Here is a 17662-nt window from a genome sequence, read left to right as displayed (position 1 = left end):
GTGCGTTCCGCTGGGCTCATACGTCGCTCCCCGTGGGCACGGCCGGGCCCGGCGTCCGTGCGGCGGCCGTCTCCGGTGCGGCGGTGCTCGCGATGAGCTCGGCGTGGGCGGCGACCGTCCGGCTGTCGAAGAGCTGGCCCAGTTGCACGGCGCCGGGCCAGCGCAGTTCGTACGACGCGTGCAGCGCGAGCACTTGGAGCGACGTACCGCCGAGGTCGAAGAAGCTGTCCCGCGCGTCGAAGTCGCCGTGGCCGAGGACGCCCGCCCAGCACGTCGCGACCTCCCGTTGCGTGTCGGTTGGCCACCGGTCGGTGTCGAGTGCCACGCTCCCGGCCACCGGCGCGTGGAGTCGGCGCAGTGCCTCCTCGTCCGCCTTGCCGTTGGGGGTCAGCGGGATGGAGTCCACCGCCACGAACCGTCCGGGTACGGCCTGGGGGACGAGGTGGCGCGCGCAGAACTCCCGCAACTCCCTTGCCTCGGGCGGAGGTTGCTGCCCGGGCTCGGGGGTGTGCACCCAGTACGCGGTCAGCGTGGTGACGTCCGCGTCGTCCACTCCCGCGAGCGCCGCCCTGGTGTCGACCACGACGGCCTGCCCGACCCCGGGGTGGCTCTCCAGGACAGCCGTGGCGGCAAGCCGTTCGACCCGGACCCCGCCGATCTTGACCTGGCCGTCGCTGCGGCCCAGGAACTCGAAGTGCCCCTCGGTGTTGAGCCGCGCCAGGTCGCCGGTGCGGTACAGCCGCTCCCCGGGCGTGAAGGGGTTGGCGACGAACCGCAGCGCGGTCGTCGTCGGGCGCGCGGCGTAGCCGAGGGCGAGCTGCAGGCCGCCCAGGTACAGCTCGCCTGTGTCGCCCGTCGGTACGGGGCGGAGCCGGTCGTCCAGGACGTACGCGGTGGAGCCCGCCGTGATCGCGCCCATGGGCACCACGTCGTCCGGGGTGCCGTCGACGTCGTGCGCGGTGACCGCCACCGTCGCCTCCGTCGGCCCGTACTCGTTGCCGAGCCGGGTGCCCGGCAGTGCGGCACGGTGCCGTCGCACCAGCGCGGGCGCGGTGGCCTCACCGGCAAGGACGAGGAGCCGCAGATGCCGGTCGGCGCCGTCGAGGTGCCCCAGCAACTGCCGGTAGAAGGACGGTGTGGTCAGGCACTGCTGGGCCTCGTGGGCGCGCAGCAGGGCCGCCACGCGCTCGGCGGACATGAGTTCGTCCGCGTCGGGGAGCACGGCGGTGCCGCCCGTGCACAGCGCGTGGAACGTGAACATCAGCGACCCGTCGAAGGCGAGACGCAGCGCGGAGAAGGCCGTGAGCCCGGGCTCGTAAGGGCGCGAGGCGATCAGGGAGGCGAGCCCGCCGCGGCTGATCATCACGTTCTTGGGCGGTCCGGTGGTGCCGGAGGTGGAGATGAGGTACGCGGGGGAGTGGGGGGAGGGAACGGCGTACGAGGCGAACGGGGGCGACGTCGTGCCGGTGCTCTCGGCCTGCGTCCGTCCACCCGGTGCCGTGTCCAGGTCGATGAGCCGGGGTGCCGCACCGCCGACGGCCACCGCCGCGTGTACCTTCTCCGGCGACGTCGCGGCGTCCTCGCCGTGGAAGACGACCGCCGCACAGCCGGTGTCGCCGACGACCGCCCGCAAGTGCGCCACGGGATGCCCCGGGTCGGCGACGCACCAGGCCGCCCCTGTGCGCAGGGCCGCGACCATGCCGACGGCGAGCGAGAGCCGTTGCCGCGCATGGAGCACCACGACATCGCCGGGACGCACACCGGAGTCCCGCAGGCGGCGCGCCAAGTCCGCGCTCTTCCTGTCCAGTTGACGGTACGTCACCGACTCCGCGCCGACAGCCGCGGCGGTCCGCCCGGGCACCCGCTGGAACTGCCGCGAGATCAGGTCCAGGACGTCGGGCGGAGTGCCGGCCGGAGCGGGCGCCGTCGAGTCGTCGATGAGCGTGACGTGCGGCGTGGGCGGCCCCTGCGCGTCGGGCGCGACGAGGACCACGGGGTCCGGTCCGGGGTCGAGGACCTGGAAGCCGGAGAAGCGCAGCGTCACGAGCATGACGCGGTTGACGTCCGTGGCCACGAACTCGGCGAGCGGGCGCAGGCCCGCCGCCCTGGCCCGGGCGTTGACGTGCTGGATGAACAGGGCACCCACGCCCCGGGACATCACCCGGCAGGACATGAGCAGCAGCCGCAGCACGCTGTCACCACCGCGCCGGTGCGAGACGGAGAGCCCGATGGTGCCGTAGTCGCCGAAGCGGTCCCGCAGCGAGGCGACGAGGATCTCGTGGTCGCAAGACGCCATCAGCTCCCGCAGCTCCTCCATCCCGTACACCAGGCCGGTGCTGTTCAACTGGTGGGTGCGTACGGTGAGTTCGTGGGCCCGCGCCAGGTCGTCCGGGGTGGCCCGCCAGACGCGCATCTCCAGGCCGAGCCAGGCCAGGAACTCCTCGCGGGTTCCGTCGAACGCGTCTTCGCTCTCCTTGCGCGCGCGTTCCGTGCGGTAGAGGGCGGCGCGGTCCGCGGACTCCGCGGTGGTGACGGCGGGAGTGAACTCGGGCCGCTCCGGGAGACCGGCCATGTCCTCGGGTGCGTAGACGCGGACCTCCGGCAGGGCGTGCTTGACCTCGGCCCGTTCCAGGGGGTCGTTGTCGATGAAGGCGAGCGAGTCGACGCCGATGTTCAGCTCCCGCGCGATCCGCCGCACGGACTCGGACTTGTCGCCCCAGCCCACGCACACCGCGGCGAACCGGTCGAGGAGGCCGTGGGCCCGCAGGTGGGTCGTGGCCGTCGCGCGGTCGCCGCGGCTTGCGACGGCGTGCAGGATGCCGCGCCGGTCCAGCTCGGTCAGGGCGCGCAGGGCCTCGGGGCGCGGGGTGACGGAGTCGTTCTCCAGGATCACGCCGTCCCACATGGTGTCGTCCAGGTCCCACACCAGGCACTTCACCGGTGCGGCCGGTGAGGTCATCGAGGTCGGTGAGGTCATCGCGGTTCCTCCGTTCCCGGTGTCGGGGTCGCCGCGTGTGCGGTGCGGCGTACGAGCCAGCTGCTCCAGGCGGCCACGGGGCTGCTGTTCATCACGAGGGCGTGGGCGCCCGGGGCGAGGGCGGGCGCGGCGTCGGCCATGTTGAGCAGGACGTCCACGGGGCCCAGGTGCCCGTAGCGGGCGAGGTTGCGCCCGCAGACCGGGTCGATGGGGACATCGAGGGCCTCCTGCCAGAAGCCGAAGGCGCCCGCGGAGAGGTTCTGCATCAGATGGGCCGTGATGTCGTCGCCGGTCAGGCCGTTGCGGCGGAGCAGATCCGCGTTGAGGTCGAGGAACTCCTTGCGGCTGCGCACCGCGAGCCGGAACGTGTAGTCCGGCTCGTTGGCGCACTTCTCCGCCCAGTCGCGTTCCGGTACGTCGCGGTAGTCGATGCGGAACAGGTCGGCGAAGGCCCCGTCCGTGCGCAACGACTGGTCGACCAGCTCGAAGGGGCCCGGCGCGTCGGACGTCGTCAGGAGCACGGCGGCGGCGCCGTCCCCCACGATTGTCATCGGCGGGCGGTAGCGGGCGGGCGCCGCGGCCTTGGAGGTGGCGACGACCAGGACGCGGCGGAAGCCGGGCATGCCGCGCAGCAGCCCGGTGCCGAGGCTGAACGCCGCCGAAACCGAGACGCACCCCAGGTCGCCGACGCTGGAGACCAGCGCCCGGTGGGCGCCGATGGCGTGCTGGACCCGGGTCGCCTCCGAAGCCATCAGGTACTGCGGCGCGCGCCCCTGGACGAGCAGCAGCGCGTCCAGGTCGGCGGCGTCGGTGCCGGTCGCGCGCAGCGTCGCCTCGGCGGCCCGTACGGCGAGGTCGGACTCGGTGCGGCCGTCGGCGGCGCGCACCTCGTCGATGCCGAGGGCGCGGGCGTGCCCGCGCTGGGCGGCGGGGAGCCCGTCCGTCAGGCGGTCGAGGGTCTGGACGGTGTCGGGGAACCAGGTGCCGACACGGCCGATGGTCACCGGCGGGGCGGCGGTCACCGCTGCCCGTCCCTGACGTGCGGGGTGTGCCGCGCGACGACCCGGTCGCCGATCGCGAGCTCCGAGACCTCGTCCGTGCCCTCGATGATCTGCATGATCTTGGCGTCCCGGAAGAAGCGCGCGGCCCGGCCGTCCATGGCGCAGCCCGCCGAGCCGAGGAGCTGGACGGTGTCGCGGCTGACCGCGGCTGCGGCGGTGGCGGCCGCGTACTTGGCCATGATGGTCGCGGTGATGGCCTCGCGGTCCTTCGACTCCCGCAGGGCGGCGGCCCGTTCGCACAGGGCGCGGGCGCCTTCGGCGCGCACGTGGGCACGGCCGAGGGCGGCGCGCACGGTGGCGTGCCCGGACAGCGGCACATCGCCCTGCCTGCGCCGGGCGACGTGCCCGGCGGCCTCGGCCAGACAGCCCTCGGCCATCCCGACGCACCCCCAGGCGACCGTGTGGCGGCCGTGGTCGAGGGCGGTGCCGACGGTGTGGGTGAGCCCGAATCCGGGCGGGCCGATGGCGTGGTCCGCCGGGACGCGGACGTCGTCGAGGCTGATGTGGGCGAGGCGGGCGCCGCGCAGCCCGAGCGCGTCCGTCACCGGCTGCCGGCTCACGCCGGGCGCGTCGGCCGGTACGAGGACCGTGGTCAGCCCGCCCGGCGCGCGGCCGAGGACCAGCAGGACGTCGGCGTCCTGGCCGAAGGTGACCCACACCTTGTGGCCGCTGACCCGGACCTCACCGGCGCGGGGTTCGACGCGGGTGGCGACGGCCGTGAGTTCGGTCCCCGCGCCGGGCTCGGTGGCGGCGAAGCCCGCGAGCAGGTCTCCCGAGGCGAGGCGCGGCAGCCAGGTCTGCCGCTGCGCGGCCGTCCCCCAGCGGTGGACGGCCGCGTTGACCATGCCGCTGACGGTGAGCAGGGCGCGCAACGAGGAGCAGACCGCGCCGAGTTCGGCGGCCGCGTGCCCCACCGCGCGGGCCCCGGCACCGCCGCCTCCGTACGCGGCGGGTACGTCCAGGCCGAGCAGCCCCGCCCGCGCGGCTTCGCCGATGACGTCCCGGGGCAGGCCGGTTCCGGCGTCCCACGCGTTCGCCTCGGCCGTCGCTCTCGCGAGCAGCGCGGGGAAGCCGGGTGCGAGGTCGGGCGAGAGACCGGGGGCGAGGTCGGTCACCGTCACCGCGGCACCGCTTCCGCGGCGGGCGACGGCTGCTCCCCACGCTTGCGCCGCACATACGCGGCGATGCGGCTGACGGTACGGAAATTGTCGAGATCGAGGTCCTCGACTTCGACGGAAACGCCATAGACCTGTTCGACGTGGACCACGATTTCCAGCGCTCTCAGGGAATTGATGAGCCCGCGTTCGAAGAAGTCGTCGTCCGGTTCGATCGGGGAGGCAGTGAGCGACTCAAGGTGTTTCTGCAACTCAATAATGAGATCGTCTTGCACAACATCATGCAAAGAATGTGCCTGTTTGGTCATGCCGCGTTCAATTCCTTTCGCGACGGCCACCACGACGGCCTCAAAGGTGCGAAGCTCTCGGTGGCCGCTACCGCATCCGCCATATAAGTGCAGGTCATGACGGCATGCATGGGCGGTCGGTCAAACTGCGTGCAGGATTCACGTGCAACGCGGCGAGTCTGTCACAGGGCTTGTTCATGCGTCCAGAGATCCAATGGATCTCCTTGTGTGACATCAAATGAAAGGGAAAGTCTGCAGCTCCGAGGCATTTCGGAACATGAACTTCCCCTTTCACTTGACAGATGTGTGCAGAAATTTGCCCGTTTCGGGACTGCGAAGGCGGTGAGAAGCGGCTAGGCCGGCGTCGGCTCCAGACGGGCGGGCAGGCGTTCATAGCCGCGGAGTATGCGGGTGCCGCGGCGACGGGCACCCGCCGTCAGGTCGAGCCGCGGAAAGCGTTCGTAGAGAGTGCGCAGCCCGACCTCCCCCTCCATGCGGGCGAGGGCCGCGCCGAGGCAGTAGTGGCGGCCGGTGGAGAAGGACAGGTGGTCCTTGGCGTTGGTCCTGGTGATGTCGAAGCGGTGCGGCTCGGTGAACACCGAGGCATCGCGGTTCGCTCCGGCGAGCAGCAGGGAGATGGCCGCTCCCTGGGGGACTGCGCGTCCGGCGACGGTGGTGTCGCGGACGGCGGTCCTTCCGGTGCGGAACAGCGGCGGGTCGAACCGCAGCATCTCGTCCACGGCGTTCGGCCACAGGGCCGGGTCGTCAGCGAGCGCGGCACGCTGGTCGGGGTGGCGGTGCAGCAAGCCGACGCCGTTGCTGAGCAGATTCACCGTGGTCTCGAAGCCCGCGCCGAGCACCAGCCCGGCGGTGGCCCGGAGTTCGATGTCCGTCAGGCCGCTGCCGTCGTCGTCGCGGGCGGCGACCAGTTGGCTGAGGAGATTGTCGCCGGGCTCGCGGTGGACCTGCTCGATGTGGTCTGCCAGCCAGCGGTCGAAGCTGGTCAGCGAGCGTTCGAGCGCACGGAACCGGCGCCAGGTCAGCCCGTAGTCGAGGCTGGGAGCGAGCGACGTGCCGAAGGACCGCAGCCGGTGCCGCTCGGACTGCGGGACACCGAGGATCTCGGCGATCACGGTGATGGGAAGCAGGCTGCAGTACGAGGCGACCAGGTCCACCGGTGCGGCACCGGGCTCGCGGCGCCGGAGGTCGCCCAGCAACTCATCGGCGATCTTCTCCGTGCGGGTACGCAGTTGCTGTACGGCCCGGACGGAGAAGACGCGGGTCACGAGCTTGCGGTAGCGGGTGTGCTCGGGCGGCTCGGTGACCAGCAGGGACGGCGGTTTCAGGGGCCCCATCGGCGCGTTCGCGGCGGACCAGGCGGCGAGGCGCGCGAGCGGGCTCGTTCCGTCGGGGATGATTCCCGTGCGGAAGTCGTTGCTGCTGAGTACGTCCCTGACGACGGCGTGGGAGGCCGTGACGAGGCCGTACCGGCCGCGATGCACGGAGCCCTGGTCGCGGATGCGGTCCATCAGGTGGTGGAGCCGCCCGTCGCCCGCGCCCGTGGGGTCGGGGTTCCTGGACTGGGCCACGAATTGACTGTGGAGCTCGTCTCGCCGTGCCGCTCCGGCGATGGCGATACGGGGCAGGGCATGTCCGAGAGTCCAGCGGACCTGCTGGGCGAGCCACTGCGATCCCTGTGCGGTTGCGCTCATGCGGTCTTCGTCTCCGTTCCTCGCGTGGGTGAGTGCGTTCTGCGTGCGCCCCTCGTGGGTCGTTGCTGTGGGGGACGGGCCGTCGCCGCCTCGTCGGCGCGTCATGGGCACGCGGCCGAATCGGTCCGCGGCCGACGCTCGTTGGTACGCCGTCGGCGCGTTGGCGCGCGCGAGCCCTCGCGGTTCGCTCGACGAGCGCGAGAGGCTTCGGCCTCGGAGCAGCATGCCCCGTACGGTGTTCGAAAATCCACGCTTCTGCGATCACAGGCCTGTCGACACGTCCCGGCCACCCCGGAGCCGGTGGCGAGAACGGACATGGCCGACGCCCGGCGGGTCACCCGCCGGGCGTCGGCCATGAGCATCGGTGGTGTCCGCTAGCTGTCCGCGTTCAGCACCCCGATCAGGTGCGTGACCGTCGTCGTCATGGCCTGTCGGCCCACGGTCAGATAGCTGCGGGTGTCCACTGCCTCGGGGTGCTCGGCGAGATAGGCGCGGATCGCGTTGGTCATGGCGATGTTCAGGGCCGTGCCGATGTTGACCTTGGCGATGCCGCCCGAGACCGCCCGGGCCAGTTCGTCGTCCGGGACGCCGGATGAGCCGTGCAGGACCAGGGGCACCCGCAGGGCCTCGTCGAGGCGGGCGAGCAGGGCGTGGTCGAGGACGGCCGTGCGCGAGGTCATGGCGTGCGAGCTGCCGATGGCGACGGCGAGCGCGTCGACGCCGGTCTCGGCCGTGAACTGGCAGGCTTCCTCGGGGCCGGTGCGCGCTCCGGGAGCGTGCGCGTCCAGCGGTGGTTTGCCGCCCTTGCCGCCGACCTGTCCCAACTCCGCCTCGACCCACAGGCCCTGGCTGTGCGCCCAGTCGGCGGCGGCGCGGGTCGCGGTCAGGTTCTGGTGGTAGGGAAGCCGGGACGCGTCGTACATCACGGAGCTGAAACCGGCGTCGGCGGCCTGCCGCAGCAGGGCGTCCTGCGTGACGTGGTCGAGGTGCAGGGCGACCGGCACGGTCGCCGCCTCGGCGAGCGCGAGCGCGGCGCGGGCCAGCGGCAGGATGCGGCCGTAGCGGTAGCTGACCGCGTTCTCGCTGATCTGGAGCACCACCGGCGACGTGGCGGCCTCGGCTCCGGCGACGACGGCCTCGGCGTGTTCGAGGGTGATGATGTTGAAGGCCGCGACGGCGCGGCGCTTGGCGGCGGCCTCGGCGACGAGGGTGCCGGTCTGGGCCAGCGGCATCAGGTCTCCTCCCGTCCCGGTCAGTGGGTGTCGAGGACGATGGAGCGGCGCAGATGGCGCGGCCGGTCCGGGTCGAGGTTCCGGTGGGCGGCGACCGCGACGGCCAGGCGCTGGGCGCGCACGAGTTCGGCCAGCGGGTCCAGGGCGCCCTCGATCCACAGCGCGCCGGTCGCCCGGACCTCGTCGGCGAGCCCCGCCGGGGCCTTCCCGAACATCCAGGTCGCGGTGGTGTCCGTGGAGATGCTGATGGGGCCGTGCCGGTACTCCATGGCCGGGTACGCCTCGGTCCAGGACAGCGACGCCTCGCGCATCTTCAGGGCGGCTTCCTGGGCGAGGCCGTTGGTCCAGCCCTGGCCGAGGAACGTGAACTGGGAACACTCCACGAGCCCGGCGGGCAGCGGCTCGGCGAGCGCGGTGCGGGCGTCGGCGACGGCCTGCTCGGTGTGCAGGCCGAGATGGGCGCGGAGCAGCGTCAGGGCGGTGGTGGCGAAGCGGGTCTGGACGACGGACTGCTCGTCGGCGAAGTCGAGGACCACGAGGTCGTCCGCCGCGCGCATCACCGGGGTCTCGGGGTCGGCGGTGATCGCGGTGGTGCGGACGGCGCCGCGCAGCCGCGCGAGCAGGTCGAGCACCTCGGTCGTGGTGCCGGACCGGGTCAGGGCGATCACCCGGTCGTACGAGCGCGCCGCGGGGAACTCGGAGGCGGCGAAGGCGTCGGTCTCGCCGAGTCCCGTGCCCTCGCGGAGCGCGGCGACGGCCTGCGCCATGAAGAAGGAGGTCCCGCAGCCCACCACGGCGACGCGCTCGCCGGGCGAGGTCAGCGCGTCCTTGTGGCGCACCGCGAGGTCGGCGGCGCGGATCCAGCACTCGGGCTGGGTGATCAGTTCGTTCTCGGCATGGCTCATGGCCGGATTCCACCCTGTGAGTCGGGCGCCCTGGGCGCCAGGATGCTCTTTTCTGCAATCTATAGCCATGTTTCAAGCACAATCAAGCATTCGCTCGTGGGTTAAGGTCGTTACGGACAGTGAGTGGGAACGGAGTGGAGGGTGCGGATGTCGCGCGATGCCCGCTGGCAGGCGCTGCTTGAACTGCTCGTCGACCGGGGGCGCCTGGACGTCGAGGAAGCGGCGACGGAGCTCGGTGTCTCGGCCGCGACCATCCGCCGGGACTTCGATCAGCTCGCCGAGCAGCAGATGCTGGTGCGCACCCGGGGCGGCGCGGTCGTCCACGGCGTCTCGTACGAGCTGCCGCTGCGCTACAAGACCGCCCGGCAGGCCTCGGAGAAGCAGCGGATCGCCAAGGCGGTGGCGGATTCGATCGCCCCGGGCGAGGCGGTCGGCCTGACCGGCGGCACGACGACCACGGAGGTGGCGCGGGCGCTCGCCGTGCGGACCGAACTGGCCGCCGGATCACCGGCGTTGACCATCGTGACCAATGCCCTCAACATCGCCAACGAGCTGGCCGTGCGGCCGCAGTTCAAGATCGTGGTGACGGGCGGGGTGGCCCGCCCGCAGTCGTACGAGCTCACGGGCCCGCTCGCCGGCGGGGTGCTCGGGCAGATCACGCTGGACGTCGCGGTGCTCGGCGTCGGCGCCTTCGACGTGGTGCACGGGGCGACCGCGCACGACGAGGACGAGGCGGCCATCAACCGGCTGCTGTGCGAGCGCGCCACGCGGGTCGTGGTCGCGGCCGACGCGACGAAGCTCGGCCGCCGCGCGTTCGCGCGCATCTGCGAGACCGGGCGCGTGGACACGCTCGTGACCGACACGGCCGTCTCCGAGGAAATGGCCGCACGGTTCACCGACGCAGGGGTGTCAGTAGTCACGGCATAGGTTGTGCGAGGCGGCCTGGCCGGCGAGGCAAAATTTGTGCCGCAAGCGTCCAAATCCGCACTGGACAATGGCAGCTCCGCATGACCAGCATGGTCAGGATCTGTCACTGCGGCACGGGGGTTCCCAGGGTGATGCCCCTCGCGATGGGTAGAGTCCCCCCACCACGATCGCTCGGAGGAACACACTCGTGAGCCACCCGGTCCCGAAGAACCAATACGGCCAGGAAATGAAGCAGTTGGGCCAGGCGGAGCCCAGTGGCGACCACGTCGGCGCGCCCCGGCCGGACGCGACTCCGGCCCCTCGGCCTGCCGCGGCTCCGGCCCCCCGGCCGGGCGCGGCCCCGGGCGTCGGCGCCCCCGGCGGCGCGCCCGACACCAACGCCCCGTACGGCTACGACCCGTTCGGGCGGCCCTACTCCGACAAGTCCAAGTACGTGGCGGGCGCGCTCTCGATCGTCCTGGGCCCGCTCGGCATCGGCCGCTTCTACACCGGCCACACCCGCATGGCGGTGTGCCAGCTCGTCACCCTGGGCGGACTCGGCGTCTGGTCGCTGTTCGACGGGGTCCTCATGCTCGTCAGCAACGGCAAGACGGACGCCGAGGGCCGCGTCCTGCGCGGCTGAGATCCACGGCACCGCCCGCGCCCCGGTCCGGCACATCGGCCGGGGCGCTCCTCGTGGGCCGCGTCGAGTTGCCGGGCGGCCGTGCCCTCAGCCGCGGCCGTGCTTGACGCGCAACCGGCCGTGCCCCATGGTCCCGAAGATCCGGACGCGCGGCCCGTTCGCGCCGCTGTGCTGCGGCGCCCTGTAGCTCGGCTGCTTCCATTCGGCGGTCAGTTCCTCGTAGTTGACCGTGGCGTCGGGCGGCACGATGATCCGGGCCCAGCCGTACCCCAGATGCAACTCGATGTTGATCACGGGGTATTCGATGACCGCTCGCGACAGGTCCAGGTACACCTTGGCCATCCGGGAGGTGACCTTGAAGTTCCGCGGCACGTGCCACCTGCCGCGCCGGTGGATCAGTCCGCCGGCGGCGTTCACGACCACCGTCGGACCCGCGTCCTCGTCCGGCAGCGAGGCCAGGGCGGACGCCAACTCGGCCCGGGTCGTGGCGGTCAGCGCGGTCTGGAGCAGCGCGTGCATCTCGTCCTGCGGGATCAACCCCTCGGCGAATGCCTCTTGCAGGCGCTGAACAGCGGAGTCACGGTCAACTTCTGTGACCCGTGGCGATACGTTCTCTGGCACGGAGGACATGCGATCACGATAGCGTCGGCGCCGTCGCCTTGACCCAGTCGTCGACGCTGACGACCTCCGCCCACTGCGGGAACAGCCGCTCCACGAGCACCCGGTGCACCTCCGGGTCGGTGTCCAGGCAGGCGTCGGACAGGATGGTGAGGCCGAAGTCCAGGTCGTTGGCCTGGCACACGGTGGAGAGCACCACGGCGCTGGTGGCGATGCCGGTGAGCACGAGGCTGTCGATCCCGCGTGCCCTCAGCACCACGTCGAGGTCGCTGCCCGAGAACGCGCTCGCCCGCCTCTTGGTGACCACCACGTCGCCCGGCAGGGGCGCGACCTCGGGGTGGATCTCGGTTCCCGGGGCGCCCTCGACGAAGAGACCGGCCTGCGCGATGGCGGCGAGCGGCTTGTTGCGCGTGCCGACTTCCGGGAAGCCGGGGCGCAGCGCGATGACCACGTAGATCACGGGGATGTCCGCGGCCCGGGCCCCGGCTATCGCCCTGCGCAGCCGCGGCAGATATCCGGAGCCGTCGTCGGCGATGTCCACGATGGCCTGCTGGACGTCCATCACGAGAAGGGCGCTGCTCATGTCGTCTCCAGGAACGAAGTCGGTCCGTGTGCGCAACGGGCCGAAGGGCCCGATGATCGAATCCTAACGAGACGGGCACGGGCCGCGCCGTGAAAGCCCCTGTGGCCCCTGCTCGTTGGGGCCGCCGCGGGGGCGAGCACCACCCCCGCGGCGGCCCGGTGGGGGTGCCTCATCCCCGCGACCCGGTGCGGGTGCCTCAATCCTGCGCCCCGGTGCGGCTGCCTCGCGCGCTGAGCGCGCGGATCGGTCCGATCAGCGTCCGGTACACCGGCCGCACCACACGGCCGGAAAGACGACGGTGCCGTTCCTCCTGCCAGACCCTCGCCCTGCGGTGCGCCGCGATGGGCGACCACCGGTCGGGATCCGGGGGCGGGCACGTGTGGAACTCGATGCGGCAGAGGTGCTTCGTACTGACGAAGCCGTACTGGCTGGGGCTCACAAGGCGCACCGGAGCACCGTGGTCGCTGTCGAGCGGCCGCCCGTCGAGCCGGTCGGCGATGAGGACGTCGTCGGCCAGGGCGTCCTCGAGCCACACGATCGACCGGTGGCCGTCGAGCCCCTCGAAGACGACGTGGCTGATGGACGCATCCGGCGTGAGCGCAGGTTCGACCTGAGTGCGGTAAATCGCCCCGAACTTGACTCCTTCCCACAGCAGGCCGGTCGCCGACCACCCTGCGACACAGTGGAAGTCGGCCGCGAGCTCTTGCCGTGGCAGCTTGGCGAGGTCGGCCACGGGCAGGGTGATGTCCTCGGTGAGAGCTCCGACCATCACGATCACCGGGTCGGCGGGGACGGGTGGCGGCGGGTGGTGGAGATGGGTGCCGAAGCGCGGGAATCCGACGACGGCTCGTTGGCCGGGGGGAAGCGCCATGTCGCTGCTCCAAGGGGTGCGGCTCGGTCTGAGGGCGGGCGTGGTCCGACACTTCGTACGCTAGAACCTCCACCGCAGGGGAGATTCAAGGGGCTGGGATGCACGTCGCTTGGACTTGGTCGATCGGGGAACTCGCCACCCGCGCCGGGCTTTCGGTGAAGGCCATCCGCTACTACACCGACATCGGCCTCGTGCCCACGGCCCCGCGCAGCCACGGAGGCCATCGCCGCTACCCGCCGCAGGCCCTGGAACAACTTCAGCTGGTACGGCAGCTGCGTGCGCTGGATGTGCCGATCGCGGCCATCATCGAGGTCGCGAAGGGGGAGTCCGGTCTCGGCGACCTGGTGGCCGGACAGTTGGAGAGGGCGCAGACACAACTGGCGGAACTTCGGTGGCGCGAGGCGGCGTTGCGGGCGCTGGAGGAGTGCCACGGCCCGGAGCGCCTGCGCCGCCTGCGCCTGCTGGCCGGGGTGCAGCGCCGACCGCAGGACACCGCGGACCTCACCCGGGCGTGGCAGCGCGCCCTGCCCGAGGGCCTGCCGCCGCGCCTGGCCGCCGCCGTCATCGCACAGGCCGTTCCCGAACTGCCCCTCGTTCCCACCCCCGACGCCGTACTGGCCTACGCCGAGCTCCACCTCCTCGTGGCGGAGCCCGCGTTCCTGGACTACTGGGCCGCGCCCCACGTACGGGACAAGGCATCGATGTACGCGGCGCTGCTCGACGCCTCGGAGAGTGCCGCGCCCGCCGTCGCCGCCGGGCGCGCACCGCACAGGTGCGAGGCGCTGGACGCCTTCTGCCGTGCCTGTGCCCGCGCCCTCGACAAGGACGACACCCCCGACTTCCGTGCGTTCATGGCCACGGGCGTGCGGACCACCGTGCCCCTGCTCCGCCGCTACTGGCAGCATCTGGAGGCCCTCACCGCCGCCCCCGGGCCGAGCCTGGGCCAGACGTACTGCTGGCTGGCGGAGGGCGTCATCGCCGAGTACGGCTGCGACAGCGTGCCGGGAAACGCGTACTCCTGACGACGTACGCGGGACGCCGGCCGGCGGCCTCTCGTTCGGAACGTGCCCTCCCCGAGCCCTGTTCTCCCCGGCCCGCGCTGTTCGGGATCGCCGTGCCGGAGAAGCCGACCCAGACCTCCGACGCGGGCCCGCAGGCGGTGGGCTCCCTGGACGCCTGGCCCTCGCCGGCACTGGTGAGCGCCTGCAGTGCGCTGCTCCTCGGTCTCGCCGGCTGGCGACTGCGGGGACGCGACGCGTGATGCGCCGACTTGCCGGTTCGTCAATTCGACGTAGAACGGACCGTGTTGGCGCAGTTCGTCTCCGAATGGCTGAGTACGTGCCTAGGCATCGGTGGTCGCACGGCCTAAGTTTTCCGCCTGGTCCCGGACCCCGGCCATTGCTGTAGACACGGCCGTGGGAGGCGTTGAACTGGCCCCGCCTCTCGCGGCCCGACCCTTCACCCCGCAGCGGGAGCCCGAGATGCCCAGCACGGTCCACCGCGGCACCACCTCGCCCTACGCGCCCTACACGCCCTACGAGACCTGCGCGCCGGACGCGTCGGAGCAGACACCACCGCACCTGTCCCTCACCGTGGAAACCGACCGCGGCCACCGCACCCACACCCTGATCGGTGAGGCCGCCCACAGCCTCCTCGCCGCGATCGGCGCTCCACCTCCGCTGGCCCGCCGCATGAGCGACGCGGCGACCGTCGCCGCGCACTACCTCGTCGGGCACAGCACCCTGTCCCGCTATCGGCTGCGCATCACCGTGGACCCGGGTGGCGTCAGCCTCGCCGTCACCGACTACATCGAACCTCAGTCGACCGGAGCGCCCGCCTGGCTGCACGTGTCACGCGCGGGCCACCTCGAACCGGCCCCCGCCACGGTGGATCCACTCCCGGCCTCCTTCCCGACCAGAGGCAGAGACGACCACGGCCTGGACCTGCACCGCACTCCGGACGGCCATCTTCGCCTCGCCTACCGCGGCCCCTGGGCCGAGTCGAAACCCTCCTGAACCCGTGTGACGGGGAAAGGAGTTCGGACGGGACCTCCCGTTGTGGGGCAGCGCGGTTCGCGATGGCGCTAGCGTGGAATCGTTACATCCCGTACGAATGGCGCCGGTTCGGTCCCCGCCCGGCGACAGCACATCCTCGGAGCCCATGTTGGCACTGCGGTGCAGCGCGTCCGTCCCGTCCGGCCACCACACCGACCGCATCCTGCGCCTGGCCGCTGTGGCGGCGGCCTACTACGCCGCGGGCCGCTGCGGCCTGCTCCTGGAAGTGGTGCGCGGGCAGGTCACGCCCTTGTGGCCGCCGACCGGGATCGCCGTGGCCGCGCTGCTGCTGTGGGGGCTGCGCATGTGGCCCGCGATCGCGCTCGGCGCCGTCCTCATCAACTGGCCCTTCGGCCCCTCTCTTTGGGCGCTCGTCGGCATTTCCGCGGGCAACACGCTGGCCCCGGTGTGCGCGGTCCTGCTGCTGCGCCAGGTCCGCTTCAGCCCGACGCTCATGGCGCTGCGCGACACGCTGTCCCTGGTCTTCCTGGGCGCACTGACCGGGATGCTGGTCAGCGCCACCGTCGGCACCGCCGTCCTGGCAGCGGCCGGTGCGCTGCGCCCGGGCCGTGTCTGGGCGACCTGGTCGGTGTGGTGGACGGGGGACGCGATGGGGGTCCTGCTGGTCACCCCGCTGCTTCTGGTGCTGTTCGGCGCCTCGTGGCCGCGGCGGATCCCCGTGGCCCGCTGGGCCGAGGCGGCGGCCCTCGCGGCGGCCACGGCCGCGGCCACGCTGCTCGCGACGCGCACGTCCCTGAATCTGTCGTTCCTGGTCTTCCCGTTCCTCATCTGGGCCGCCTACCGCTTCCAGATCGTCGGCGGTGTGGCCTGCGCGCTCCTTGTGTCCGTGCTCGCCGTCCCCGGGGCCGCCGCGGGCACCGGCCCGTTCGCCGGGCACGACGTCGCGACGCGCATGCTCGTCCTGCAGGCCCTGAACGGCTCCGCTGCCCTGACCTCCTTGGTCCTCGCCACGGTCGTCGCGGAGCGCAACCGCGGCCACGAACAGCTCACCCGCGTCCACCTCCAACTCTCCGAGCTGGTCCCGCAGCTGACGCTCTTCAAGGGCCTGCCCCGGGCGCGGCAGGCCGAGGCCGCACCCAAGGACATGCCCTGACGGCGCGGCGCGGTCGACGTCACCGGCCCCTCTCGTACGCGGCGCGCCTCAGTCCGCCGCCGGGGCCGCATCGAGCACGGTGAACACATGGTCGGCCCAGATCAGACGGGACGCCTCCTCCGGATAGGGAGCCGTGTGCGGCTCCGCGCCGAAGACGCGGGTCAGCCGCTCCTCCACCCGGTACGGGGCCCAGCCGGGGTCGCCGGTCGCGGCGAACGCCGCCCACGCGGCCCCCATCCGGTCCGAGAGCGCGACGGCCTCGTCCGGCGGTTCCTCGCCCAGGAGCAGCGCCGCGATCCCGTCGCGCAGCGTGCCGAAGACAAGCGGCACGTCGAGCGCGTGGCAGGAGCCGAGGACGCCTCCCTGTCCGGTCGCCTCCCAGGTGAGTTCGTACGTGTACGCGGTGCCGCCGCCCTCGGCGTGTGCCTCGGCCAGATGGAGGCTGGGCATGCGGAACAGCCAGTCCGACATCACCAGGTCCCGCAGCGTGGTCGGGTCGGCCGTCGCGTGCCCCGCCCGGTAGGCGCGCCGGCCGGCATCCCCGGGAGCGAACCACGCCAAGGCGTCCGCCGCTTCCTCCTGGGTCACCAGGCCGAGTTGCCCGGACATCGCGGTGAACAACCGCGTCTCATCACGGGTATGACCGACCATCAGGTCCACATCGGCGCTCTGGCCCGCCCGGAGCGCCTCCCAGGGCGAGCGGGGCAGCACCTCGCCGTCGACCACGGGCGCGAACGGCATGCGCGCGCGTGCGGCCCGCCCCCAACGGCTCTCGTACTGACCGAACTTGTGCAGGACGGCGTCGACCGCGTCGCGCAGTGCCTCGGGGGTCGCCGCCGCCACCTCGGCCGACGTGGGCGCCGCTCCCAGCTCGCCCGCGACGACGGCCCCGATGTCGGCGGCCAGCGCGGCGCTGTAGAAGGGCCCCGGCACGCTCTGCGCCACCGCCCGGTGGAAGAGCCCGGACGCGCGGGGCATGGCGAGGAGCGCGGCGGTCGCGCCCGCGCCCGCGGACTCGCCGAAGACCGTCACCCGGCCCGGGTCGCCTCCGAAGGCCGCGATGTTGTCCCGCACCCACTGGAGCGCGGCCACCTGGTCGAGCAGGGCACGGTTGGGCACCGCTCCCTCGAAGTGACCGTAACCCTCCGCTCCCACGCGGTGGTTGAAGGTGACGACCACGGTGTCGCGCCGGGCCAGCCCCGTGCCGTCGTAGGTCGGCCCGGCGCTGGTGCCGAACAGATAGACCCCACCGTAGATCCACACGAGCACGGGCAGCCCCGCCGTGCCCGGATCGGGTGTCCAGACGTTCACCGACAGCCAGTCCCCGGACTCCGCCGTGCTCTCGGGCCCTCCCAGGGGGCCGAAGGCCCGCGACTGCGGAGGGGACTCGCCGAAGGCGTCGGCGTGCCGCGTGCCCTCCCACGGCGGCGCGGGCACCGGCGCCGCCAGCCGCAGCGGGCCGATCGGCGGCCGGGCGTACGGAATCCCCCGGAAGACCGCCACCCCGCCTTCCCATCGCCCGCGAACTGTCCCGCACTCCGTACGGACGTCGGACACGCGCTCAGAAGCAGTCACGCCCGTCTT

General features: G+C 72.4%; 17 protein-coding genes. 6 read left to right on the top strand and 11 right to left on the bottom strand.

Annotation, left to right across the window (positions count from 1 at the left end; genetic code table 11):
* Window positions 1–16: 16 nt before the first annotated feature.
* The 7 genes from ACZ6AA_RS08775 to ACZ6AA_RS08745 form a co-directional block, all read right to left on the bottom strand.
* A complete protein-coding gene (locus tag ACZ6AA_RS08775) occupies window positions 17–2977 on the bottom strand; it encodes an amino acid adenylation domain-containing protein (RefSeq protein ID WP_471457026.1) in 2961 nt (986 codons plus the stop codon).
* Entirely contained in the window at window positions 2974–3999 is a 1026-nt protein-coding gene (locus ACZ6AA_RS08770) for a 3-oxoacyl-ACP synthase (protein WP_471457025.1), read from the bottom strand. The genes ACZ6AA_RS08775 and ACZ6AA_RS08770 overlap by 4 nt, the downstream gene beginning before the upstream one ends.
* On the bottom strand, window positions 3996–5159 hold the full coding sequence (locus tag ACZ6AA_RS08765) for an acyl-CoA dehydrogenase family protein (RefSeq protein ID WP_471457023.1): 1164 nt from the start codon (window positions 5157–5159) through the stop codon (window positions 3996–3998). Before ACZ6AA_RS08765 ends, ACZ6AA_RS08770 begins: the two co-directional genes overlap by 4 nt.
* Window positions 5156–5461: an acyl carrier protein gene (locus ACZ6AA_RS08760; protein WP_471457021.1), complete on the bottom strand. Its 306-nt coding sequence runs from the start codon at window positions 5459–5461 to the stop codon at window positions 5156–5158. The genes ACZ6AA_RS08765 and ACZ6AA_RS08760 overlap by 4 nt, the downstream gene beginning before the upstream one ends.
* Window positions 5462–5793: 332 nt before the next feature.
* Entirely contained in the window at window positions 5794–7152 is a 1359-nt protein-coding gene (locus ACZ6AA_RS08755; RefSeq protein WP_471457019.1) for a cytochrome P450, read from the bottom strand.
* Between the two features lie 374 nt (window positions 7153–7526).
* Window positions 7527–8384, bottom strand: a complete 858-nt coding sequence (locus tag ACZ6AA_RS08750) for a class II fructose-bisphosphate aldolase (protein WP_468458947.1) — start codon at window positions 8382–8384, stop codon at window positions 7527–7529.
* Window positions 8385–8404: 20 nt separating this feature from the next.
* Entirely contained in the window at window positions 8405–9289 is an 885-nt protein-coding gene (locus tag ACZ6AA_RS08745; RefSeq protein WP_471457017.1) for an SIS domain-containing protein, read from the bottom strand.
* 147 nt (window positions 9290–9436) lie between these two features.
* Here ACZ6AA_RS08745 and ACZ6AA_RS08740 point away from each other — a divergent pair, with 147 nt between their 5' ends.
* Window positions 9437–10216, top strand: a complete 780-nt coding sequence (locus tag ACZ6AA_RS08740; protein WP_468458943.1) for a DeoR/GlpR family DNA-binding transcription regulator — start codon at window positions 9437–9439, stop codon at window positions 10214–10216.
* Between the two features lie 187 nt (window positions 10217–10403).
* Window positions 10404–10838: a TM2 domain-containing protein gene (locus ACZ6AA_RS08735; protein ID WP_471457015.1), complete on the top strand. Its 435-nt coding sequence runs from the start codon at window positions 10404–10406 to the stop codon at window positions 10836–10838.
* A gap of 87 nt (window positions 10839–10925) precedes the next feature.
* Here ACZ6AA_RS08735 and ACZ6AA_RS08730 read toward each other — a convergent pair whose 3' ends face one another.
* The 3 genes from ACZ6AA_RS08730 to ACZ6AA_RS08720 all read right to left on the bottom strand — a co-directional run bounded on the left by ACZ6AA_RS08730 (window position 10926) and on the right by ACZ6AA_RS08720 (window position 12910).
* Window positions 10926–11468: a DUF1707 SHOCT-like domain-containing protein gene (locus tag ACZ6AA_RS08730; protein WP_468482159.1), complete on the bottom strand. Its 543-nt coding sequence runs from the start codon at window positions 11466–11468 to the stop codon at window positions 10926–10928.
* Between the two features lie 4 nt (window positions 11469–11472).
* Window positions 11473–12039: a cysteine hydrolase family protein gene (locus ACZ6AA_RS08725; protein ID WP_468458937.1), complete on the bottom strand. Its 567-nt coding sequence runs from the start codon at window positions 12037–12039 to the stop codon at window positions 11473–11475.
* A gap of 196 nt (window positions 12040–12235) precedes the next feature.
* Window positions 12236–12910 (bottom strand): molybdopterin-dependent oxidoreductase, encoded by a 675-nt coding sequence (locus tag ACZ6AA_RS08720; protein WP_468458935.1) that lies wholly within the window; start codon window positions 12908–12910, stop codon window positions 12236–12238.
* Between the two features lie 98 nt (window positions 12911–13008).
* Here ACZ6AA_RS08720 and ACZ6AA_RS08715 point away from each other — a divergent pair, with 98 nt between their 5' ends.
* From ACZ6AA_RS08715 to ACZ6AA_RS08700, 4 genes are all read left to right on the top strand, one after another.
* Entirely contained in the window at window positions 13009–13932 is a 924-nt protein-coding gene (locus tag ACZ6AA_RS08715) for a helix-turn-helix domain-containing protein (RefSeq protein ID WP_468458933.1), read from the top strand.
* 92 nt (window positions 13933–14024) lie between these two features.
* Entirely contained in the window at window positions 14025–14171 is a 147-nt protein-coding gene (locus tag ACZ6AA_RS08710; RefSeq protein ID WP_468458931.1) for a hypothetical protein, read from the top strand.
* Between the two features lie 220 nt (window positions 14172–14391).
* A complete protein-coding gene (locus ACZ6AA_RS08705; RefSeq protein WP_468482163.1) occupies window positions 14392–14925 on the top strand; it encodes a hypothetical protein in 534 nt (177 codons plus the stop codon).
* A gap of 145 nt (window positions 14926–15070) precedes the next feature.
* The gene (locus tag ACZ6AA_RS08700) at window positions 15071–16078 is read left to right on the top strand and encodes an MASE1 domain-containing protein (RefSeq protein ID WP_468482164.1); all 1008 of its coding nucleotides are present in this window, start codon (window positions 15071–15073) and stop codon (window positions 16076–16078) included.
* 48 nt (window positions 16079–16126) lie between these two features.
* On the opposite strand, the gene ACZ6AA_RS08695 is transcribed toward ACZ6AA_RS08700, so the two are convergent.
* Window positions 16127–17653, bottom strand: a complete 1527-nt coding sequence (locus tag ACZ6AA_RS08695; protein WP_468482165.1) for a carboxylesterase/lipase family protein — start codon at window positions 17651–17653, stop codon at window positions 16127–16129.
* Window positions 17654–17662 lie beyond the last annotated feature (9 nt).

It is taken from the genome of Streptomyces sp. NPDC040610, from assembly GCF_055594065.1.
This window is presented reverse-complemented; position numbering and strand designations above follow the sequence as displayed.